Origin of the sequence: Variovorax sp. YR216 (assembly GCF_900107745.1) — a bacterium.
Classification (GTDB): Bacteria; Pseudomonadota; Gammaproteobacteria; order Burkholderiales; family Burkholderiaceae_C; genus Variovorax.
Genome location: NZ_FNRO01000013.1, coordinates 51,692 through 69,095, shown reverse-complemented (window position 1 = coordinate 69,095; position 17,404 = coordinate 51,692). Strand labels below are relative to the sequence as shown.

At 65.8% G+C, this 17,404-nt stretch carries 15 protein-coding genes; 9 read left to right on the top strand and 6 right to left on the bottom strand.

The features are described from left to right. The gene (locus BLW05_RS25440) at positions 1–1,512 is read right to left on the bottom strand and encodes an eCIS core domain-containing protein (protein ID WP_177142814.1); all 1,512 of its coding nucleotides are present in this window, start codon (positions 1,510–1,512) and stop codon (positions 1–3) included. Between the two features lie 170 nt (positions 1,513–1,682). On the opposite strand from BLW05_RS25440, the gene BLW05_RS25435 reads away from it, so the two are divergent. Further along, on the top strand, positions 1,683–3,668 hold the full coding sequence (locus tag BLW05_RS25435; protein WP_177142813.1) for an eCIS core domain-containing protein: 1,986 nt from the start codon (positions 1,683–1,685) through the stop codon (positions 3,666–3,668). A 28-nt stretch (positions 3,669–3,696) separates the two neighbouring features. Here BLW05_RS25435 and BLW05_RS25430 read toward each other — a convergent pair whose 3' ends face one another. The 3 genes from BLW05_RS25430 to BLW05_RS25420 form a co-directional block, all read right to left on the bottom strand. Further along, positions 3,697–4,509, bottom strand: a complete 813-nt coding sequence (locus BLW05_RS25430) for a peptidoglycan-binding protein (RefSeq protein WP_093166357.1) — start codon at positions 4,507–4,509, stop codon at positions 3,697–3,699. 110 nt (positions 4,510–4,619) lie between these two features. Next, a complete protein-coding gene (locus BLW05_RS25425; RefSeq protein ID WP_143044920.1) occupies positions 4,620–4,910 on the bottom strand; it encodes a hypothetical protein in 291 nt (96 codons plus the stop codon). Positions 4,911–5,215: 305 nt separating this feature from the next. Beyond that, positions 5,216–5,848 carry a hypothetical protein gene (locus BLW05_RS25420; protein WP_143044919.1) on the bottom strand — a complete coding sequence of 211 codons (633 nt, stop codon included), beginning with the start codon at positions 5,846–5,848 and terminating at the stop codon, positions 5,216–5,218. Between the two features lie 187 nt (positions 5,849–6,035). On the opposite strand from BLW05_RS25420, the gene BLW05_RS25415 reads away from it, so the two are divergent. Beyond that, positions 6,036–8,057 carry a tetratricopeptide repeat-containing protein gene (locus BLW05_RS25415; RefSeq protein ID WP_093166354.1) on the top strand — a complete coding sequence of 674 codons (2,022 nt, stop codon included), beginning with the start codon at positions 6,036–6,038 and terminating at the stop codon, positions 8,055–8,057. 10 nt (positions 8,058–8,067) lie between these two features. Here the strand turns inward: BLW05_RS25415 and BLW05_RS25410 are convergent, their stop codons facing one another. Beyond that, complete coding sequence (locus BLW05_RS25410; protein ID WP_093166353.1) at positions 8,068–9,246, bottom strand: patatin-like phospholipase family protein; 1,179 nt, start codon at positions 9,244–9,246, stop codon at positions 8,068–8,070. 767 nt (positions 9,247–10,013) lie between these two features. On the opposite strand from BLW05_RS25410, the gene BLW05_RS36870 reads away from it, so the two are divergent. The 4 genes from BLW05_RS36870 to BLW05_RS25390 all read left to right on the top strand — a co-directional run bounded on the left by BLW05_RS36870 (position 10,014) and on the right by BLW05_RS25390 (position 12,600). Then, positions 10,014–10,409 carry an AraC family transcriptional regulator ligand-binding domain-containing protein gene (locus tag BLW05_RS36870; RefSeq protein ID WP_371126973.1) on the top strand — a complete coding sequence of 132 codons (396 nt, stop codon included), beginning with the start codon at positions 10,014–10,016 and terminating at the stop codon, positions 10,407–10,409. 2 nt (positions 10,410–10,411) lie between these two features. Next, positions 10,412–10,756, top strand: a complete 345-nt coding sequence (locus BLW05_RS35545) for a hypothetical protein (protein WP_143044918.1) — start codon at positions 10,412–10,414, stop codon at positions 10,754–10,756. Then, entirely contained in the window at positions 10,743–10,895 is a 153-nt protein-coding gene (locus tag BLW05_RS25395; protein WP_177142811.1) for a DUF3563 family protein, read from the top strand. Before BLW05_RS35545 ends, BLW05_RS25395 begins: the two co-directional genes overlap by 14 nt. 724 nt (positions 10,896–11,619) lie before the next feature. Continuing rightward, positions 11,620–12,600, top strand: a complete 981-nt coding sequence (locus BLW05_RS25390; protein WP_093166349.1) for a Bug family tripartite tricarboxylate transporter substrate binding protein — start codon at positions 11,620–11,622, stop codon at positions 12,598–12,600. A gap of 36 nt (positions 12,601–12,636) precedes the next feature. Here BLW05_RS25390 and BLW05_RS25385 read toward each other — a convergent pair whose 3' ends face one another. Continuing rightward, a complete protein-coding gene (locus tag BLW05_RS25385) occupies positions 12,637–13,446 on the bottom strand; it encodes an IclR family transcriptional regulator (RefSeq protein ID WP_093166348.1) in 810 nt (269 codons plus the stop codon). An 87-nt stretch (positions 13,447–13,533) separates the two neighbouring features. On the opposite strand from BLW05_RS25385, the gene BLW05_RS25380 reads away from it, so the two are divergent. Genes BLW05_RS25380 through BLW05_RS25370 form a run of 3 tightly spaced genes read left to right on the top strand, consistent with a single transcriptional unit; the run spans position 13,534 to position 17,382 of the window. Next, positions 13,534–14,976, top strand: a complete 1,443-nt coding sequence (locus BLW05_RS25380; protein WP_093166347.1) for a carotenoid oxygenase family protein — start codon at positions 13,534–13,536, stop codon at positions 14,974–14,976. Positions 14,977–14,980: 4 nt separating this feature from the next. Continuing rightward, positions 14,981–16,693, top strand: a complete 1,713-nt coding sequence (locus tag BLW05_RS25375; protein WP_093166346.1) for a class I adenylate-forming enzyme family protein — start codon at positions 14,981–14,983, stop codon at positions 16,691–16,693. Further along, entirely contained in the window at positions 16,690–17,382 is a 693-nt protein-coding gene (locus tag BLW05_RS25370; protein ID WP_256330489.1) for an alpha/beta fold hydrolase, read from the top strand. Before BLW05_RS25375 ends, BLW05_RS25370 begins: the two co-directional genes overlap by 4 nt. The last annotated feature ends 22 nt before the right edge of the window (positions 17,383–17,404 follow it).

The following is a 17,404-nucleotide window of genomic DNA, read 5'->3' as shown; positions in this document are numbered from 1 at the left end:
TCACGGCGGCACGTTGGCCGGGTCGAGACTCTTGCGCGCCTCGATGCACTTGTTGCGATCGGCGCCGGCCGCGAAGGCCACGGCACAGACGTCTTCCGCCAGCAGCGAGTTGTTGTTGTAGGCCATCTTGCTGTAGGGATCGCGGGGACCGGCGGTCTTCTTCATCTGCTGGACGAACAAGTCCAGCCGCATCTCGAGACGCATGCTCGACCTGCCGGCGTGCGCTTCGATGTAGTCGTAGCGGTCTGCCAGGCCCAGCGCATGATGGACCTCGTGCGAGAGCGTGACCGGGCTCGATGCCCAGTTGCCCGAGTTCGGCCATTCGCAGAACTTCACGGTGAACTCGAACACGTCCGGACCCGTCGTATTCACGAACACGATGTCGACGTAGTAGCCCTTCGTCGTCATGGAGATCGAACGCTCGATCGCATCCTCGAGGCTCTTGATCTTGGACACCTCGTCCGGCACGCCGTTGAGCTTGACCTTGATCCTGACGCGGATGTTCTTCGGATCGCTGCGGTCCACCTTGTACTTCTTGCCCTGCTCGCCGGTCCGCTCGACCATGTTCGTCGCCGTGGCGACCGACAGCTCGTCGACGTCGCTGTAGGCGCCGCCCCATTGCGCCTCGGTCTTCAGGGCCTTGTCGACCACGTCGCGGTTCTGTTTGGCCATGTCCGCGGAACAGCCGTAGCCCGACCCCGACGAGGCGCCTTGAAAGTGCGTCGTGATCGCTTTCAACAGCATGAATAGGTAGTAGAGACGCTGGCCTTTGGCGTCCCCGAGCGGCTTGGTCCTGGCCTGCGCGATGATCCAGGCCACATTGCCCTTGGCCACCCCGTCCAATGCCTTGTATTCGGGAGCGGCCAGGATCTGGGTCTCGAAGGCAGCCGCCTCGTATTTCCATTCGGCATCGGTCTTGCGTTGCACCCGCGACGCCGTGCGTCCCTGCTGCAGGGTGTGCACGAGTTCATGCGCGAGCAGCAGCCGGCCGGCGTGGTGGTCGGGGTCGAACTTGCCGCGGCGAAAGTGGATGTGGTTGCCGATCGTGAACGCCTGCGCATTGAGCTGCTGCGCGTGTTCGTTGTCTTCGGCCTCCGCGTGGATGCGCACGGCGGAGAAGTCGGCCCCGAACCGTCGCTCCATGAAGACGCGCGTCGACTGCGGCAGGGCGCGGCCGCCGCTGGATGTGCCGAGGTTGCGCGAGAGCGTTTCCGTGACCGCCTCGCCCGGCTCGGGCGAGCGCTGCACAAGACCCTTTTCCTTGTCTTCCTCGCGCTCGCACTCCGCGCATGCACGGCTGATGCGAGGCGGTGCGCGCGAGAAGGAGAGATCGTTATCGGGCGACCTCATCACCTTCTCGGCGATGCTGTCGGCTTCCTGTTCGAGCGGATCGTCGACGGAGCCGACGGTGAGCTTGCGCTGCAGGATGCCCTGCAGCGGCGCGGGCGCGACAGGTGGAGACCGGCCCGTGGGAGGCCTGGTCCGTGCCCTGGCGATCTGCGGCGCGTACATGAATCGATCCCTTCGGCCTCGCATGCTAGTCCCGGGCTCGCCGCTTGGGCATACACCGAAGGTCGGGTGTCCATCGGGCCGACGGCACATCGCAAGCGCTCCGATCTTGCGAGGCAGGGGCGATGCGTGCACCATGCCCGGGATTCATCCATCGCCCAGGGGTCCGCGCCATGCATCGTGCAAGCCCTTTGTTCGACGCGCCGCGTGCGGCGACTGCGACGCGGATCCGGCCCGCGCGGGCCGAGGCCATCGGATCACCATTGCAGGCCGATATGGGACGCGATGTGGCCTCCAGTTCGGGGCACAGCTTCAGCAACGTCCGGATCCATGCGGGTGACGCGGCATCGTCGCGCAGCGACCCGCTGGAGATCGAGGCCGAGCGCACAGCCGAACGCATCGCGTCGGAACCGCCTCCAGTGCCCGGGCACCGCGAAGCGCCGCGCATGGCCGCCACCGGGCAATCCGCCGGCGCGCTCGGAGATGCGCCCGCCAGTGTTCATCGGGTGCTGCAGGGCTCTGGGAGCCCCATCGAGCCTGCCCTGCGGTACGACATGGAACGGCGCTTCGACGCGGATTTCTCACACGTCCGGATTCATTCGGGACCCGCCGCCGAGCAGTCGGCGAGCGATGTCGACGCCCAGGCCTACACGGTGGGCCACAGCATCGTCTTCGGCGCGGGGCGGCGTGCGAGCGATGTCGGCGAAGGGCGGCGACTGTTGGCGCATGAACTGACCCACGTCGTCCAGCAGCGCAGTGCCCCCACCGTGCAGATTCAGCGAAGGCCGCGCGATCCCGATGAAGCCGCCGCGATCACCAAGGAGGAAGCAGCCCTCGCGGCGCTCGCCAAGCGGGCCCTGGCAGCCTCCAAGCCCGAGTTCGCGGTGCACGAGGTCGTGTGGCGGCTCATCAACGTCTACGGGCTGGACATGCATTTCGAACTGAACGGCAGCCGGTACGACAAGGGCCGCAAGGGCGTGTTCGTCGACTTCAAGGGCAGCGGGCCCAGGACCACGGGCACGATCGTCGCGGGCGACGACACCTTGCAGCGGATCGCCAACGGAAACGCGGCAGCAGTCGCCAAGGAAATCGAGGCGCAGATCGGGCGCGTCGACACGGCCCGTGGCGCCATCGACTACGTCTTCATCATGGGAAAGGACGCGAGGAAGAGCAACAACAGGTTCTATACCGAAGCGAAGAAGTTCTTCAAGGCCGAATATCCCGCCGCAACGATGGTGGAGGATGTGCGCGACCTCGATGGCATCAACCAGCGCATCAACGATGGCGGCAAGCCGGTGGCGAACCTCATCATCGTCTCGCACGCGCACCCGGACGGGACGCTCCAGTTCTCGCTCGACGCGAAGGATGCGACGCCGGGCAGGGTGGAGTACGGGGAACTCAAGAAGGCCAACGACGCCGGCAGCATCACGAAGCCCCAGGCCGACCTGGTCGGCTTCTGGACCAACGTCCTCATCCGGGGCTGCAACCTCGGGCGCAGCGAGGAGATGCTGGGCGAGGTGCGCACCGCGTTCGGTGGCAGCGCACGCGTGATCGCACCGACGCACGGCCAGCGCTATGGCGGCGGGACCGAATCGCTGGCCGATCCTTTCTACGAGGAGCCCGGGGCGAGCAAGCTGTCCGACGAAGATGCCTTCAAGGCGATGAAGGCCAAGCCCGAGTACGCCTTCATCACGGACTGGGCCGCGATGCGAAAGAAACTCCGGCGCACCACCGACCAGAGCCGGGAGGTGGCCTACGACGGCATCTTCCCGCAGAAGGGCAAGGAGCTGGAACTGCTGAAGTCCCAGGCCAAACAGCTCAACCCGAAGGACTTCACCTTCGGGTCCAGCCGCGTGGTGGGCAAGGACACCGTCTTCACCTTCACACCGAAGAACAAGTTCAAGAACGGCCCCGTCGACATCACCGCCGAGACGCCTCCCACCGACAGCGAGGCCATCGCCATCGCGAAGGAGAACATCTCGCGTCCGTCCGCCTACACCTTCACGGTCAGGCGGATTCCTTCAGGCGTGAAGCTGAAGGTCGTCGTCGATGTCGTGCGGACCGAATGGGAGCTGCATCACGCGGAGATCCACAAGGGCGGGAAGGGCTTCGACCCGAGGCCGGGAGCGAAGCCGTGGTTCGGCGATACAGACGATTGATCGGCAAGTCGCGCCGACGCACAGCCGGTCACGTTCCGTCGCCCGGCGCGTCCAGCGCTGTCCAGGTGTCGTTGCCGACGATGCCATCCACCGGTTCCAGGCCGCGCTGCGTCTGGAAGGCAGCAACCGCGACCTCGGTGCCGGGGCCGAAATCGTTGTCGACAGCGACCATGAAGCCCAACGCCCGCAGCCGCCGCTGCAGTTCACCGACGGCATCGCCCTGCGAGCCCCGGCGCAGGACCGGCCGGTTCCCGCTCGGTGGCGCGACACCGGTGAGCACAAACCCTTCCAACCGCGCGATCGCCGCCTTTGCCTTTGAGGTGAGCGCCCTGCGATCCGCCAGGCCATTGGTGCCGCCGTTGACGATCTGAGTCACGCGCACCACGTCGTCGGCGTCGCACGCCGCATTGATGCCATTCTTCTTCCAGAACTCGCAAGCGATCTTCAGTGACAGCACCGGCTCGGCGGCTTTTTCAGGGTGGTTTTCAAGGTCGATGTGGAGCCTGGTTCCGACATCGCGATAGTTGGCACGGCCAGTGAGCTGCAGCAGCCCCCGCCCCTTGTAGCGAACGCCGTCGCCAGGATGGACGTTGCCGAGGTCGGCACGGCCTTCGTACGCCTGGCCGCTGGCGAACTCCTCGGTGGTGCGAAAGCCGGCCGACTCGTGACAGGTCTGGGCCAGGAAGTGGGCGATGCGCAGCCGGTTGTCGATCTGATAGGCCTGCAGGGTCACGGCCAGCACCTCGCCCACGGCGGTGATGATGGCGTTCTGCCGTTGGCCGTGGGCGCCGCTGAAAGTCGGCGCGACTTCGCGCATGGTTTGCGCATCGACTTCGATCATGGGCGCCCCCTTTGGATTGCCGCGGCAAGGTGACCGGCAGGGCAGTGTAGAGCCCTGCGACCCATTGTCATCCCCAAGACCAAGGCTGTCGACATCCAGACCGTCGCCGCTCAGGGCAGTTCGAAGCCGCCCTCGAAAGGCCTGATGCCGGCCGCGGAGAACAATGCCGGCCCGAGTTCGGAGCGCGTGTCCGCCGTGCAGTTCAGGCTCGCCACGCGTTTGCCGGAGCGCTCGACGACGACACCGGCTTTGCTGCCCCAGCCTTGGCCGATGGCGCTGTACACGACGTAGCGATAGGGACGCTTGTCGAAGACGATGAATGCGCCGCCGCCGCCGGAGAACATCAAGGTGCCCGCGCGCGTCACCTCGCGCCAGCCCGCGCCCATTGGCGGAAAGGTCATCTCGACCTGCGCCGGGCGACCGAAGCGGTACTGCAGCGTCCCCGTCGTCTCCGTCAGCGGGTCCGAAGCGCAGACAGCAAGCTGCTTCGCACCAACGGCGCACGAGAAAACGGCCCGCTGCGGCTGCGGGCATTGCGTAGGCTCGGCATGCGCAGGCGGGTGAGCTTGCACCGCGCCGACGGCTGCAGCACACCAGACAGCCCCTCGCAGCACCCGTCGAGGACTTTCCATGCCGGGCAGTGTCGGCCAAGGACCCCACTTGCGCAATCGGCGCCGTCACTGGAGAGGAGAGGGTCGACCCTCGGCTAAGGCGACTCCCAGGCGTTCGCGCCCAGGACGCTGCCAAAGTTTTCGGGCACCGGCTTTCCCGCTTTGCGCGCCTTTTGTCGCGCGATCTCGTGGTTGGACTCCGCGGGGATATAGCGGCAACGCTTGCCCTCCGCCTGAGCAGCCATCAACTCGTCGCGCGCAATCTCTCCGCCGCCGATTGCGACGATCTCATCGCTCACGGCGACCATCGCCGCAGAGGTCGGACTGAGCTTCCCATCGATCTTGCCGCCCCAAGTCGAATCCTCGATCACGTAGATCCGCTCGACGTGCGGCGACCAGGCCGCCTTGCTTTCCACTGCCTGCGACGACACAACGCCCATCGTGGGAAAGCCTCGCGAACGCGCCAATCGGTACACGGCACCAATGCCATCGGCTGTGGCACCGATGTTCACCGTCGTGCGAGCCGGATCGTGCTTGTCGAGCACTTCGGCAGCGTTGGCGAGCATTGCGGCTTCGCTCTGATATCCGGCTCCCGAGTAGCCCAGAAAGGTCAGGACATTCCGGCCTGGCGGGCGTATCGAGATCGGCGATGCGCCCTTCGCGACGTGCGTGATGCGACTGTCGGGGCTCGCCGCCGAAGCGGCAGAGGAGTGCGAAACGTGGTTCATGAACAGCGAGATACCACAGGAGAGCAGCAAAGAGCGTCGGCAAAACATCGCATCTGGATGTGAGTCGGACATTAGCCAAAGGTAAGACTGACAGTTCTACGTTTGTGCGAGCAAAATGGTCAAGGCCCCGGCATTGCGGGGCCTTCGCGGTCGCACTTTCCGGCAAGAAGAACCGCAGGAGGATGCCATGCCTCGTGTCTTCGTCATCCGCGGATTCGGCGTCAAGCAGGATGGGAAAGGCCGGTCCATCGACTTCGATGCGGTGCACGCCAAGCTGATTGCTCCGGCCGTGCAGCGCTGTGAGGGCCTGAGCGGTGGCACGACGGCTGAAGTGATCGATGCCGGAAACATCCGCGCCGACATGTTCGGCCTGATCATCGAAGCGGACATCGTGATCTGCGACATCACGATCCACAACGCCAACGTCTTCTACGAGCTTGGCGTGCGCCATGCACTGCGCAAGAAGCACACCGTGATGATCAAGGGCGATCCGTCCGCCGATGGGACGCCTTTCGATCTGTCGACCGACCGCTACCTGAAGTACTCGATCGATGATCCTGCGGCCGCGGTCGACGATCTTGTCGCTACGCTGCGTTCGAGCCTGCACTCCGAACGCGAAACGGACAGCCCGATCTTTCTGATGCTGCCCAAGTTGACGGAGACCGACCCGGCCGAAGTGACACTGGTGCCTCTCGACTTGAGCGAAGAGATCGAACGCGCCGAGCGGGCCGCCGACAGAGGCTGGCTGCGCGTGATCGCTGAGGACCTTCAAGGCCAGCGCTACGAACGCGAAGGCTTGCGGCGAGTAGGGCGTGCGCAGTGGAGCGTGAAAGACGTCGCCGGCGCGCGGCGCAGTTGGGAGAAGGTGCGCGGCGCCGACCAGGGCGATGTCGAGGCGAATCTCGCATTGGCCAATCTCTACGAACGCGAATACCGTTCGACGGGCCGCGCATCCCTGCTCGAACTTTCAAACCAGGCGATTCGGCGCATCACCGAAGACAGTGCCTGCACGCCAGCCCAGGCCGCCGAGGCACTGGCGCTGAAAGGGCGCAACCTGAAGACGCTCTGGCGCTTGCCCTTCGCGAATGCCGCTGACGTGGGCGCGGCACGCGCGTTGGCGCTCGACCGGCGCGCGATCGAGTCATACGACGCTTATCGGGAGGCCTTCGAGCGCGACCTGAATGCGTTCTACCCGGGCCTCGCCGCGCTGCAGATGGGGCACGCGCTGCTCGTGCTGTCGGAACTGGCTGGCTGGAAGAATCTTTTTCGTCAGCAACGCGATGCCGATCGCGCCCGGGAAGACCTCGAGAACGAACTGCCGGTGCTGGCGCAGGTCGTGGGAGCGGCGGTCGCGCGCGCCCAGCGCTTCGACGCCGACAAGATCTGGGCGGACATTGCCGATGCCGACCTGCGCTTCCTCACGCTTTCCGAGGACGCCCTTGCCGCCAACCCGGGACTGGTGGTGCAGGCCTATCACGACGCGATTCCGCCCGACAAGGCCTTCGCCTGGGATGCCGCAAGCGGCCAATTGAAGCTTTTCGCAGCGCTTGGAATACGCGCCGCCACAGTGGCGGCTGTCATGGACAGCTTCGGCGAGCGTGGCGAGGCGCCGGGCCGACATCTGGTCGTGTTCGCTGGTCACCGCGTCGACGCGCCCGACGCGCCGCCGCGTTTTCCAGCCGCGGTGGAGTCCAGGGCGAGCGAGCTGATCGGCGCGAGGCTGGAGATGCTGTCCGCGCAGGTCGACCAGAATGGAAGACGACTCTCGATGACGGTGCTCGCCAGCGCGGCACGCGGCGCCGACTTGCTGGTGCACGAGTTGTGCGCGGATCGTCGCATCCCGGCGCGGCTTTGTCTTCCAATGCCGCCGGACGTCGTGGCCCGGTTGGCGTTCCCGGAAGCCGACGAGTGGCGCGTTCGCTTCCAGCGGATCGTCAGGTCGAACCAGGCGAGCCTGCTTCAGCTTGGCGACGGCGCCGAGCTTCCGCTTTGGCTGCAGGGCCGACCCGGCATGGATCCTTGGGAGCGCGGCAACCGCTGGGTGATGCATCTGGCCGATGCCTGGGGCGCCGACCGCGTGACCCTCCTCGTTCTATGGGACGGGCACGACGACGGCGCAAATGGGGGCACAGCGCAAATGGTCCGGCTCGCACGCGCGCAGGGCAGCTTTGCGATCGAAGTGATCGACAGCCGGCAACTGCTCCACTGAAGAAACTGGCTCAGTTCGCCACCGTCGCGGCGGCGATATCGAAATGCGCAGCCTTGACCAGCTTTTCGCCTGCAAGCCGGCCGATGCGGTCGAGTTCCGGGATGTTCTTCGGTTCATCCATTGCTTCCAGCCCCTTGATTGACTGCGCGGAGAGGCTCTCGCCAAGAAATTCCTTGCACCAGCTCGCCTCGAACTGCACGTTGTAGCGCAGGTAGCTACAGAGCGCTTGGCCCCCGAGTGGCGGGCCGCACTTGCCGATCTCGCGATCGATGTCGCGAGCGGTCGGACTACTCGAAAGCCACTGCATCAGCGTCTCGACCTGGTCAGCGCAGTCCTCCATGAGCGCCTTCAGCGACAACACGGCATGGATCGCCGGCGTGGCCTGTATGACGTTGGCATGCCCAGCCGCTGGATCGGCCTTTCCGGTGCCGACCGAGACGACCAGCATCTTGTCGACGCCCACCTGCCAGCCGAACCGGTAGCCTTCCATCGTCGCGGTCATCAGTGCCTGCAGCGCGGGATTGTTCGAGGGACTCACGCCGCCGTCGACAAAATCGCCGCTGACGGCTTCAAGCCCGTCGGCCGCGCGCCCGATCGCGATCGTCTCCGGATCAAAGAAGTACGGCGCCGCGGTGCTGGCGCGCACCACTTGCCACAACGGGTAGTCGCCGTTCGGGATCGTCGTCGATGAAGTACCGCGCTCGAAGTAGCGCGCCTTCGGGTTGTTCGTGATCGGCCACGCGCTGCCCGTGTCGAGCCGCTTCGTCACGACCAGCAACCCGGTTCGGAAGTCGCTGCTCGAAAGCTTGCGGTCACCGAATACAGCGAGCAAGGCCTTGCGCACATCGGCGGCGTCGTATTTCGCGCGCAGCGCGCCCCAACGCAGCAGGCTGCGCTTGAAGACCAGATTGCCGAGGTCCATGTAGTGGCCGTGTACCTCATCGACCGTCATGCCCAGCGAGAGGCCGGCGGCGATGATGGCCCCGGTGGATGTGCCGGCGATCAGATCGAAGTAGTTGCCGAGGCGGAACTCCGGATCGTCGTCGTGCCCGATGCGCAGGATCGTCTCGATCTCGCGCAGCATGCCAAGCGTCAGAACACCCCGCAGCCCACCGCCGTCGAGCGCGAGGATGCGCTTGGGGCCAATTGCCGGATCAAGATGCTGCTTGAATGTGCGGTAGTTCGGCATTTGCTTTGCTCCTTCAGTTAAAGGGCGATGGGGCTTTCGGAGTAGGCGATCGCGCCTGTCACGTGCGGGGCCGTCATGCTGGTGCCGGTGTCTGTCTTCACAGCATCGTCAGATCCGCCTCGCGCAGCACGCACGTTCACGCCCGACGCGCAGAGCAGGGGCTTGCCCCGGCTCGTTCGGCGCTTCTACGTAACGGATGGCGTCCTTCAATTCGAGAGGCTCGGCCTCCAGCACAGCAGGATCACGTTGGACAGCGCGTCAGCGAAGCGCATGTCTTCTATCGTCCTCTAAAGTCGATGGCGGCAGGTGAAGTGACTGGCGGCCGCCGCGCTTTACTTTGGTCGATGTGTCAAAGCCAGGTTTTCCCCGCCTTCTGTGGATGACTCTGGGGAAAACCTATCGAGCATCGTTTCGAAGCCGCATCCCCATTGGCTCCGAACGCGGTGCCTGCCAAACAAGCAATTTCATTCCAGAGATCAAAATCGTCTCGTTTCGAACGCTCAAGACGTCACTCGAATCGTCCGCTGCATCGGTGACGGGGGCGCTCCGGGCGGAGTCTGATACACTCCGCACTCCTTCGAGTGGCTAGACTTGCTCGGAGCGCCTGCGCAGGCAACGCCGAATCTCACGGCGGCACGTCGGACAAGAGCCACCACGACGAGAAAAACAATAGGTGACTCCTGCATGTGAATGTGCCGTAACGTGGGTCGCGTAAGTGCCCACGACCAATTTCAGCCAAGCCCGCCTCGTGCGGGCTTTTTCGTTTGGTGGGTGTCGACCCCCACGGTGGGTGGAGGCAGTGGAAGCCGTCGCGGGTGTGTTTTGCACACGCCCCGCCACGCGATACGGGCCTGCACATCCGCATCTTTGGCACCGCTGTCGCCTTCGAACAGGACTTCAACGGGCGTGTCTGCACGTCGCGCGACCTGGATGCACCAAACCCCTTCGCTGACCCTTTGATGGCTCGCTACGCGCGGCAGGTCCTTGAAGCCGGCGCCGGTTCAGGCCGGCTGAGCCCGGTCGACGGCGTGCGCAACATATCCGTTGGAGCACCTCGTTCAGCAGGATCCAGCGCGCTTGAACATCCCTGTTGCAGACTTCGTGTGGCGCGCTCGACGGCATGCAATGCGAAGAGGGCGTTGATGTGCTCCTCCCAAGAGTGAGGATGACGACTCGTTCTTGTGCAGCAGGCTCCATCGAGTTGGCCAACCATCTGCGGCTGAGCAGGCACGGCAATGCCTGCGCGACGCAGAATCTGGACCTTCTGTTGAAGCGTGAGCATGCCCGCAGCGATGCAATGAACGGGCCCGTCACTCGAACCAAGCGGTCTGCTGTCGAACGCCTTTTCGACATCGGACTGGCCCTCACTATCGAGAATCAGTCTTCAGACGAGCTGCGCGCGCCGGAGACGTGGGACTTCGCGTGGCGTGGCGTGGCGTTATTTAGGGTTAACCCTTATAATTGCTCTTACCATGAAGAAAATTTTGCAAAGCGCCATGGCCGCGCTTAAGAGCCAATTCCCCGCGCAGCCCAGCTTCGAAGAGACCTACCTCGCCGGCGCGGTCGACATCTATGACCTCGAACGCCGCATGAAGCATCTCGACCAGCGAACGGCTCACCGTCCGCTCCACCTGCAGCACTCCATCTGAGTGCGTCGGCCGATCGGTCGTAGTGACCACAAAGCCTCGCGGCGCTTGCTGGCGGGGCTTTTTCTTTTTATTTGACGGGTTTCCGGGGCTATCCAGGCTCGCGCCGCTTCAGCATCACTTCGAGCGCTGTCGGCTTGTCAAGCCAGGATCTCCATAGATTGTCGAAGCCGCCCACCGCCAAGTAGAGGCTGGCACCCAGGCCCATGGCAGGCACCAAGCCGTGCTCGCCTCAGTGAGCCGATAGACAACTAGAAATATAGAAAATCGTTGTGTGACAACAGCTTTCCACAAAGAGAGACCCGCTCTTTTACCGTCACGCCAACCCTCCAGAGCTACCACTGCTTTTTGGCTGCGGAGCCCATCGCGACGCGGTCCAGCTCTTCATGGAGATGAAAGGCATGTCCTTCCGAGAGACCATCGAGGACATGGCCCAGGCCGCTGGCGTTGCGATCCCGGAGCCTGATCCGAACGCCTCAGTTTCTCGCCGGCCTGCACCCGACGTACGCAACGCACGGACACGACGGAGGCAGCTAGGCGGGGTGGCGCCCCATGGCCGAGTAACCGCGCGCGCCAACATGGCAACACGCGCTTCAACATATCGAAATCGCGACCGGGCTACTCGGGCCACCTCTCATAGTCTCCTGCTCTGCACATACAACAAACCAAGCATTGTCGCGGTGCCATCGGGGCGCACCGCCGGTGCCACGACCGGAGACAGAAACACATGAAGCGAAGACACCTGCTGTGCGGCCTTGGGGTTGCCGCCGCAGTCATGCAGATGCCCACGCTGGCCAGGGCGCAGTCCCGCTATCCCTCCCAACCCATCAAGCTGGTGGTGCCGTTTGCGCCGGGCGGCGGTGGCGACGTGCTCGGGCGTCTGATTGGCGCCAAGCTGTCTGATTCGATGCGGCAGCCGGTGATCGTCGACAACCGGCCCGGCGCGAGCACCGTGATCGCCACGGAATACGTAGCGCGCGCGACGCCGGACGGTCACACCATCCTGCTCAACGTGCCCCTGATCGTGCAGACCGCCACGCTAATGTCCAAGCTCCCTTACGATCCGATCAAGGACCTGACGCCGGTTGCCGAGGTGGTGAACTCGTCGCTGTGGATGGCGGTCAACCCGCAGAAGGTAGACGCACGCAACCTCAAGGAATTCGTCGCCCAGGTCAAGGCGCAACCTGGCAGCCACAGCTACGGCTCCATCGGCATGGGCTCCACCACCCATTTGTTCGGGCACGCGCTCAACGAGGAGGCGCACCTGGACATGGTGCACGTCCCGTTTAAGGGCAGCTCGGTGGCCTTGAATGCGCTGCTGGCGGGCGAGGTGTCGACAGTGATCCTCGACTACGTCACGCTCAAGCCCCAGGTGAGCGCGGGCAAGGCCAGGCTGATCGCGGTGACCGGCTCGCAGCGATCGAGTTGGACACCGGAAGTTGCCACCTTTGCGGAGCAGGGCTACAAGGGCCTGGAGCTGATGACCTGGGCCGGCCTGTTCGTCCCCAGCAAGACCTCGCCGGACATCGTTCGGCGCCTGCACGACGAGGTGATGAAGGTGGTGCGCGAGCCTGACGTGGCCGCGAAGCTGGCGGACCTGGGCTATGTCCCCGGCAATCGGTCGCAGGCTGCGTTCGCGCAGCAGGTGAGCGACGAGAAGCAACGCTGGGCCGTCCTGATCAAGCAGGCCGGCGTCCGCCTGGAGTAAGGCGCTCCCGCCCGGGCAGGGCGCAATGTCCTGCCTTCAGTTCAGGCGGCGTGCCAGGGCGAGCAGCTTGGGGCCGACCACGTCCTGCAGCCAGCGCTCGTTCAGCGAGCGGCGCTGAAAGGACAGGTTGATGGCCGCCAGCTCGCCGCGCTCGAGCCGCCCCAGCGGCGCAGCCACCGCCTGCACGTCCGCATAGACTTCGCCCACCGACACGCAGCAGCCCGTGTTCGGATAGGCGGCGAGGCTTTGCATCAGCCGCTCCCGGTGGCGTGCCCATTGGTCCGGTGCCTTCACCTGAATCTGGTTGAGTAGCGCCTGCCGCTCCTGCGGGGTGCATGCAGCGAGGTAGGCCCGTCCCACGGCCGTGCCGCACATCGTGTAGGTGCGGCCGATGTCGATCGGGTGCCCCGCGCGAGGCGATGCGCGAACCACCTCGATACACACCATGTCCAACCGGTCGCGCACCGCGATGGCGACCGTGCCGCCGAATTCCTGCGCGAGCTCGATCATTCCCTCGCGTGCGCGCTGGCGGACGGGGAAGGTCTCCAGCAGCGGGAACCCGAGTGACAGCACCGCCGAGCCGAGGCGGTACTTGCCGGAGTCGGCATCCTGGGCGAGGTAGCCCATGCACACCAGCGTGTAGACCAGCCGAGAGATCGTCGGCCGGGGCAACTGCATGCGCTGCGCGAGATCCTTGTTGCCCAGCAGGGGCTGCTGGGGCGAGAAGCAGCGCAGCAGTTCCAGACCGCGCGCCAGAGTGCTGGCGAACTGGCGGTCGCCCTCGTAGTCGGCATAGGTCCAGGGAACGCGCGAAATTCCGGGCTCGACTGGCGGTGCGTTTGACATATCGAAATTGTCTCTGACATAGCGAGCTGGCGGAGACCGGGTCTACCCGGCGATTCCTAGAGTCGCGGCATTGCAGGAGACAAACACATGAAGCCCGACGACCTGCCGGTGCACGAGATCCCCGCGCTCGACGGGAACAACGCACCGGTCCATCAGGAAGACACCTTCGAGGATCTGCCGGTGATCGGCGAGATGCCCGCCGATTTCAGCGGCATCTACGTGCGCAACGGCCCCAATGCCTACTTCACGCCCGAGTGGCGCTACCACGCCTACGACGGCGACGGCATGCTGCACGCCGTTCGCTTCGACAAGGGCCGGGTCAGCTACCGCAACCGCTGGGTGCGCACCTCGGCGCTGCAGGAGGAGCAGGCGGCCGGCCACGCGCTGTGGAAGGGCCTGAAGGAGCCGTTTCGCGCGGACCGGCCCGACGAGCCGCTGAAGAACACCTCCAACACCGACGTGAAGTACCACGCCGGCCGCCTGGTGACCATGTGGTATCGCTCCGGCCTGCCCTACGCGGTCGACCCCTACACGCTCGAGACCCTCGGCCCCGCGGATTGCGGTGGCGCACTCAGCCGCATCTCGGCACATTCGCGTCCCGACGAGCACACCGGCGAACTGCTGTGGTTCGACTACGGGCTGCAGGCCCCCTACATGCGCTACGGCGTGATCGGGCCCGACCGCCAGCCGCGCCACGAGATCGAAGTGCCGCTCGACAGCCCCGGCCTGCCGCACGACATGGCGGTGACCGAGCACTACACCATCCTGCACGACTTCCCGCTTCGCCCGGACCCGCAGGCGCTGGCGGCCGACCGCTACAAGGTGCGCTTCCAGGAGAACCAGCCCTCGCGCTTCGCGGTGGTGCCGCGCTACGGCAACGCGCAACAGATCCGGTGGTTCGAGGCCAAACCCACCTACATGCTCCACGTGGTGAACGCGTGGGAAGAGGGCGACGAGGTGGTGATGGTGGGCACGCCCTACCGTGTCCATGAGGACGCGCAGGGCGCGCCGGACCTTCGGCGGGTGGAGCGGACCATCCACCTGCGCCAGCGCGACTTCATGCTCTACGAATGGCGCTTCGACCTGCGCACCGGGCGCACCAGCGAGCGCGCGATCGACGATGTGCTCAATACCGAGTTTCCCGTCATCAACAGTGCCTACCAGGGCCGGCGCAACCGCTGGTCCTACCACGTGCTGTTTCCGCAGGGTGGACGCGAGGAGCCGCGTTTCCCCGGCCTGGTGAAGTACGACCTGCAGACCGGCGGCTATGTCGCGTTCAGCGCGGGCCCCCGCTGGTTCTACAACGAGCCGGGCTTTGCGCCGCGCAACAACCCGCGCAGCGAGGACGACGGCTACCTGGTCACCATCGCATGGAACCCGGCGGACGGGCAGTCCGAAGTCCAGCTCTTCGATTGCCGCGGCGCCAGGTTCGCCGAGGGCCCCATGGCGCGCGTGCCGCTGCCGCGCCGGGTGCCTCACGGCTTTCATGCCACCTACGTCAGTCAACAGGTGCTGGAGCGCTGGAGCTGAAAACATGATCCTGGTTTCTCAAGAAAAGATCGATCAGTACGTGGCCAGCGGCTGGTGGGGCGAGCAGACGATGGGCGAACTGTTCATCGCGACCGCCGTCCGGCAGCCCGACGCGGGCGCGGTCGCCGACCCGCCCAACCGGACGGCGATCACCGGCGAGTCCGCACGCCGCTGGAGCTGGGCGCAGCTGCTGGCCGAGGTGGGGCGGCTGGCCGCCCTGCTGCATGCCCAGGGCCTGCGCAAGGACGACGTGCTGGTGGTGCAGTTGCCCAACTGCGTGGAACTGCACGCCCTGTACCTGGCCTGCGCCTGCAGCGGGGTACTGGTGTCGCCCCTTCCCATGCAATACCGCAGCCACGAGATCGCCCATGTGCTGGAGGCCACCGGAGCGCGCCATGCGGTCACCTGTGCACACGTGGGCAGCTACCAGGCCGCGCGCAGCTGGAGCGAACACTTCAGCCAGCGGGTGCGCGTGCTGGCCCATGGCCGCGACCTGCCTGACGGCGTGCAGCTGCTCGACCCGATGCTGGCATCGACCGAGCCCTGGGACGCGCAGGAGCTGCGCTCGCACATGGCGCGCATCGGCCTGAGCGCGCACGACGTGGTCACGATCTGCTGGACCTCCGGCACCGAGGCGCGGCCCAAGGGAGTTCCGCGCAACCACAACGAATGGCTCATCGTCGGCCAGTCGGTGATCGACGCGGGCCAGCTGCAGCCCGGCGCCCGCATGGTCATCCCCTTTCCCTTCGTCAACATGGCGGGCATCTCTACCAGCCTGGCGGCATGGCTGCTGGTGGGGGGCGAGCTGCACCATCACCATCCCTTCGACCTGGATGTGTTCATCTCCCAGCTGCGCGACCACCCGACCGACTACACGGTCGCGGCGCCCGCGGTGCTGAGCATGCTGCTGAAGGACCCCGCCCGGCTGCAGGGCGTGCAGCTCGGGCGCCTGCGCCGCATCGGCTCGGGCGGCGGGCCCCTGGCCGACTGGCTGGTGGAGCAGTTCGCGGAGCAGTTCGGCGTCGAGGTGGTGAACTACTTCGGCTCGAACGAGGGCGCCGCCCTGTCGTCCACGCCGCAGGACGTCCCGGACCGCCGTCAGCGCACGCGCTACTTTCCGCGCATCGGCGTGCCGGGCTTCACCTGGACGCTGTCGAACGCGAAGAAGGTGCGCACCCGCCTGGTGGATCTGGACACCGGCGACGACATCCTGGAGCCCGGCCGCATCGGCGAACTGCGCTTCCAGGGGCCGACGATCTTCAGCGGCTACTTCAACGCACCCGAGCTCACCGCGCGGGCCTTCGACGAACAGGGCTACTACCGCACCGGCGACCTGTTCGAGATCGCGGGCGAGCGCCACCAGTTCTACCGCTTCGCGGGGCGCCACAAGGACATCGTCATCCGCGGCGGCATGAACATCTCGTGCGAGGAGGTGGAAGGCCTGCTGCTGGCCCATCCCAAGGTGCGCGAGGTGGCGCTCATCGGCTACCCCGACGAGGTGCTGGGCGAGCGCGTCTGTGCGGTCGTGGTGGCGCAGCCCGGGCAGGAGGTGGTGCTGGACGAACTGGTGTCCTTCCTGCGTAGTGGCGAACACGTGGCCGCTTTCAAGTGGCCCGAGCGGCTCATCGTGGTGGACCAGTTGCCGCGCAATCCGCTGGGCAAGGTGCTCAAGCGCGAGTTGCGCCGCCAGCATGCCGGCGAGGAGACCGCTGCGTGACGCCCGTCCTGTTGCTCATCCCGGGCATGCTCAACGATGCCGCCGTGTGGCATGGTGTCGTCGAGGCGATGGGCCCGCAGGTGCAGGTGCGCACCGCCGCGCCGGTGCAACCCTCCATCGCCGAGATGGCGCAAGCCGCGTGGGCCCTGCTGGCCGACGTTCCGGCGCAGCAGCCGGTCGTGCTCGCGGGCTTCTCGCTGGGTGGCTACGTGGCCATCGAGATGCTGGCGCGGCCAGCGCGCCCCTTGCGCGCGGCGCTGCTGCTGTCCACCTCGGCGCGGCCGGAAACCCCTGAAGGCGCCGCCACCCGCGAGAAAAGCATCGCGGCGATGCAGCGTGACTTTGCGAAGGTGGTGGACGGGATCGTGCAGTGGAGCACCGTCTTGCCATCGCCCGAACGCGTGCGCGAGCTCACCGACATGATGCTGCGCGTGGGCGCGGACACCGCCATGCGGCAGCTGCGCGCCATTGCCGCACGCGGCGACCACCGGGCGCCGCTGTCGCGGCTGGACCTGCCGGTGACCGTGCTGTGCGGACGCGAAGACCGCACCACGCCCGCAGCGCTGTCCGAAGAGATCGCCGCACTGGTCCCCGGTGCGCGTTGCGAGATCGTCGATGGCGCTAGCCACATGCTGCCCGTCGAGCAGCCGCAGGCCGTGGCCCGCGCCCTGCGCGAATGGCTGCACTGAACAAGAAAACACACCTGCAGGA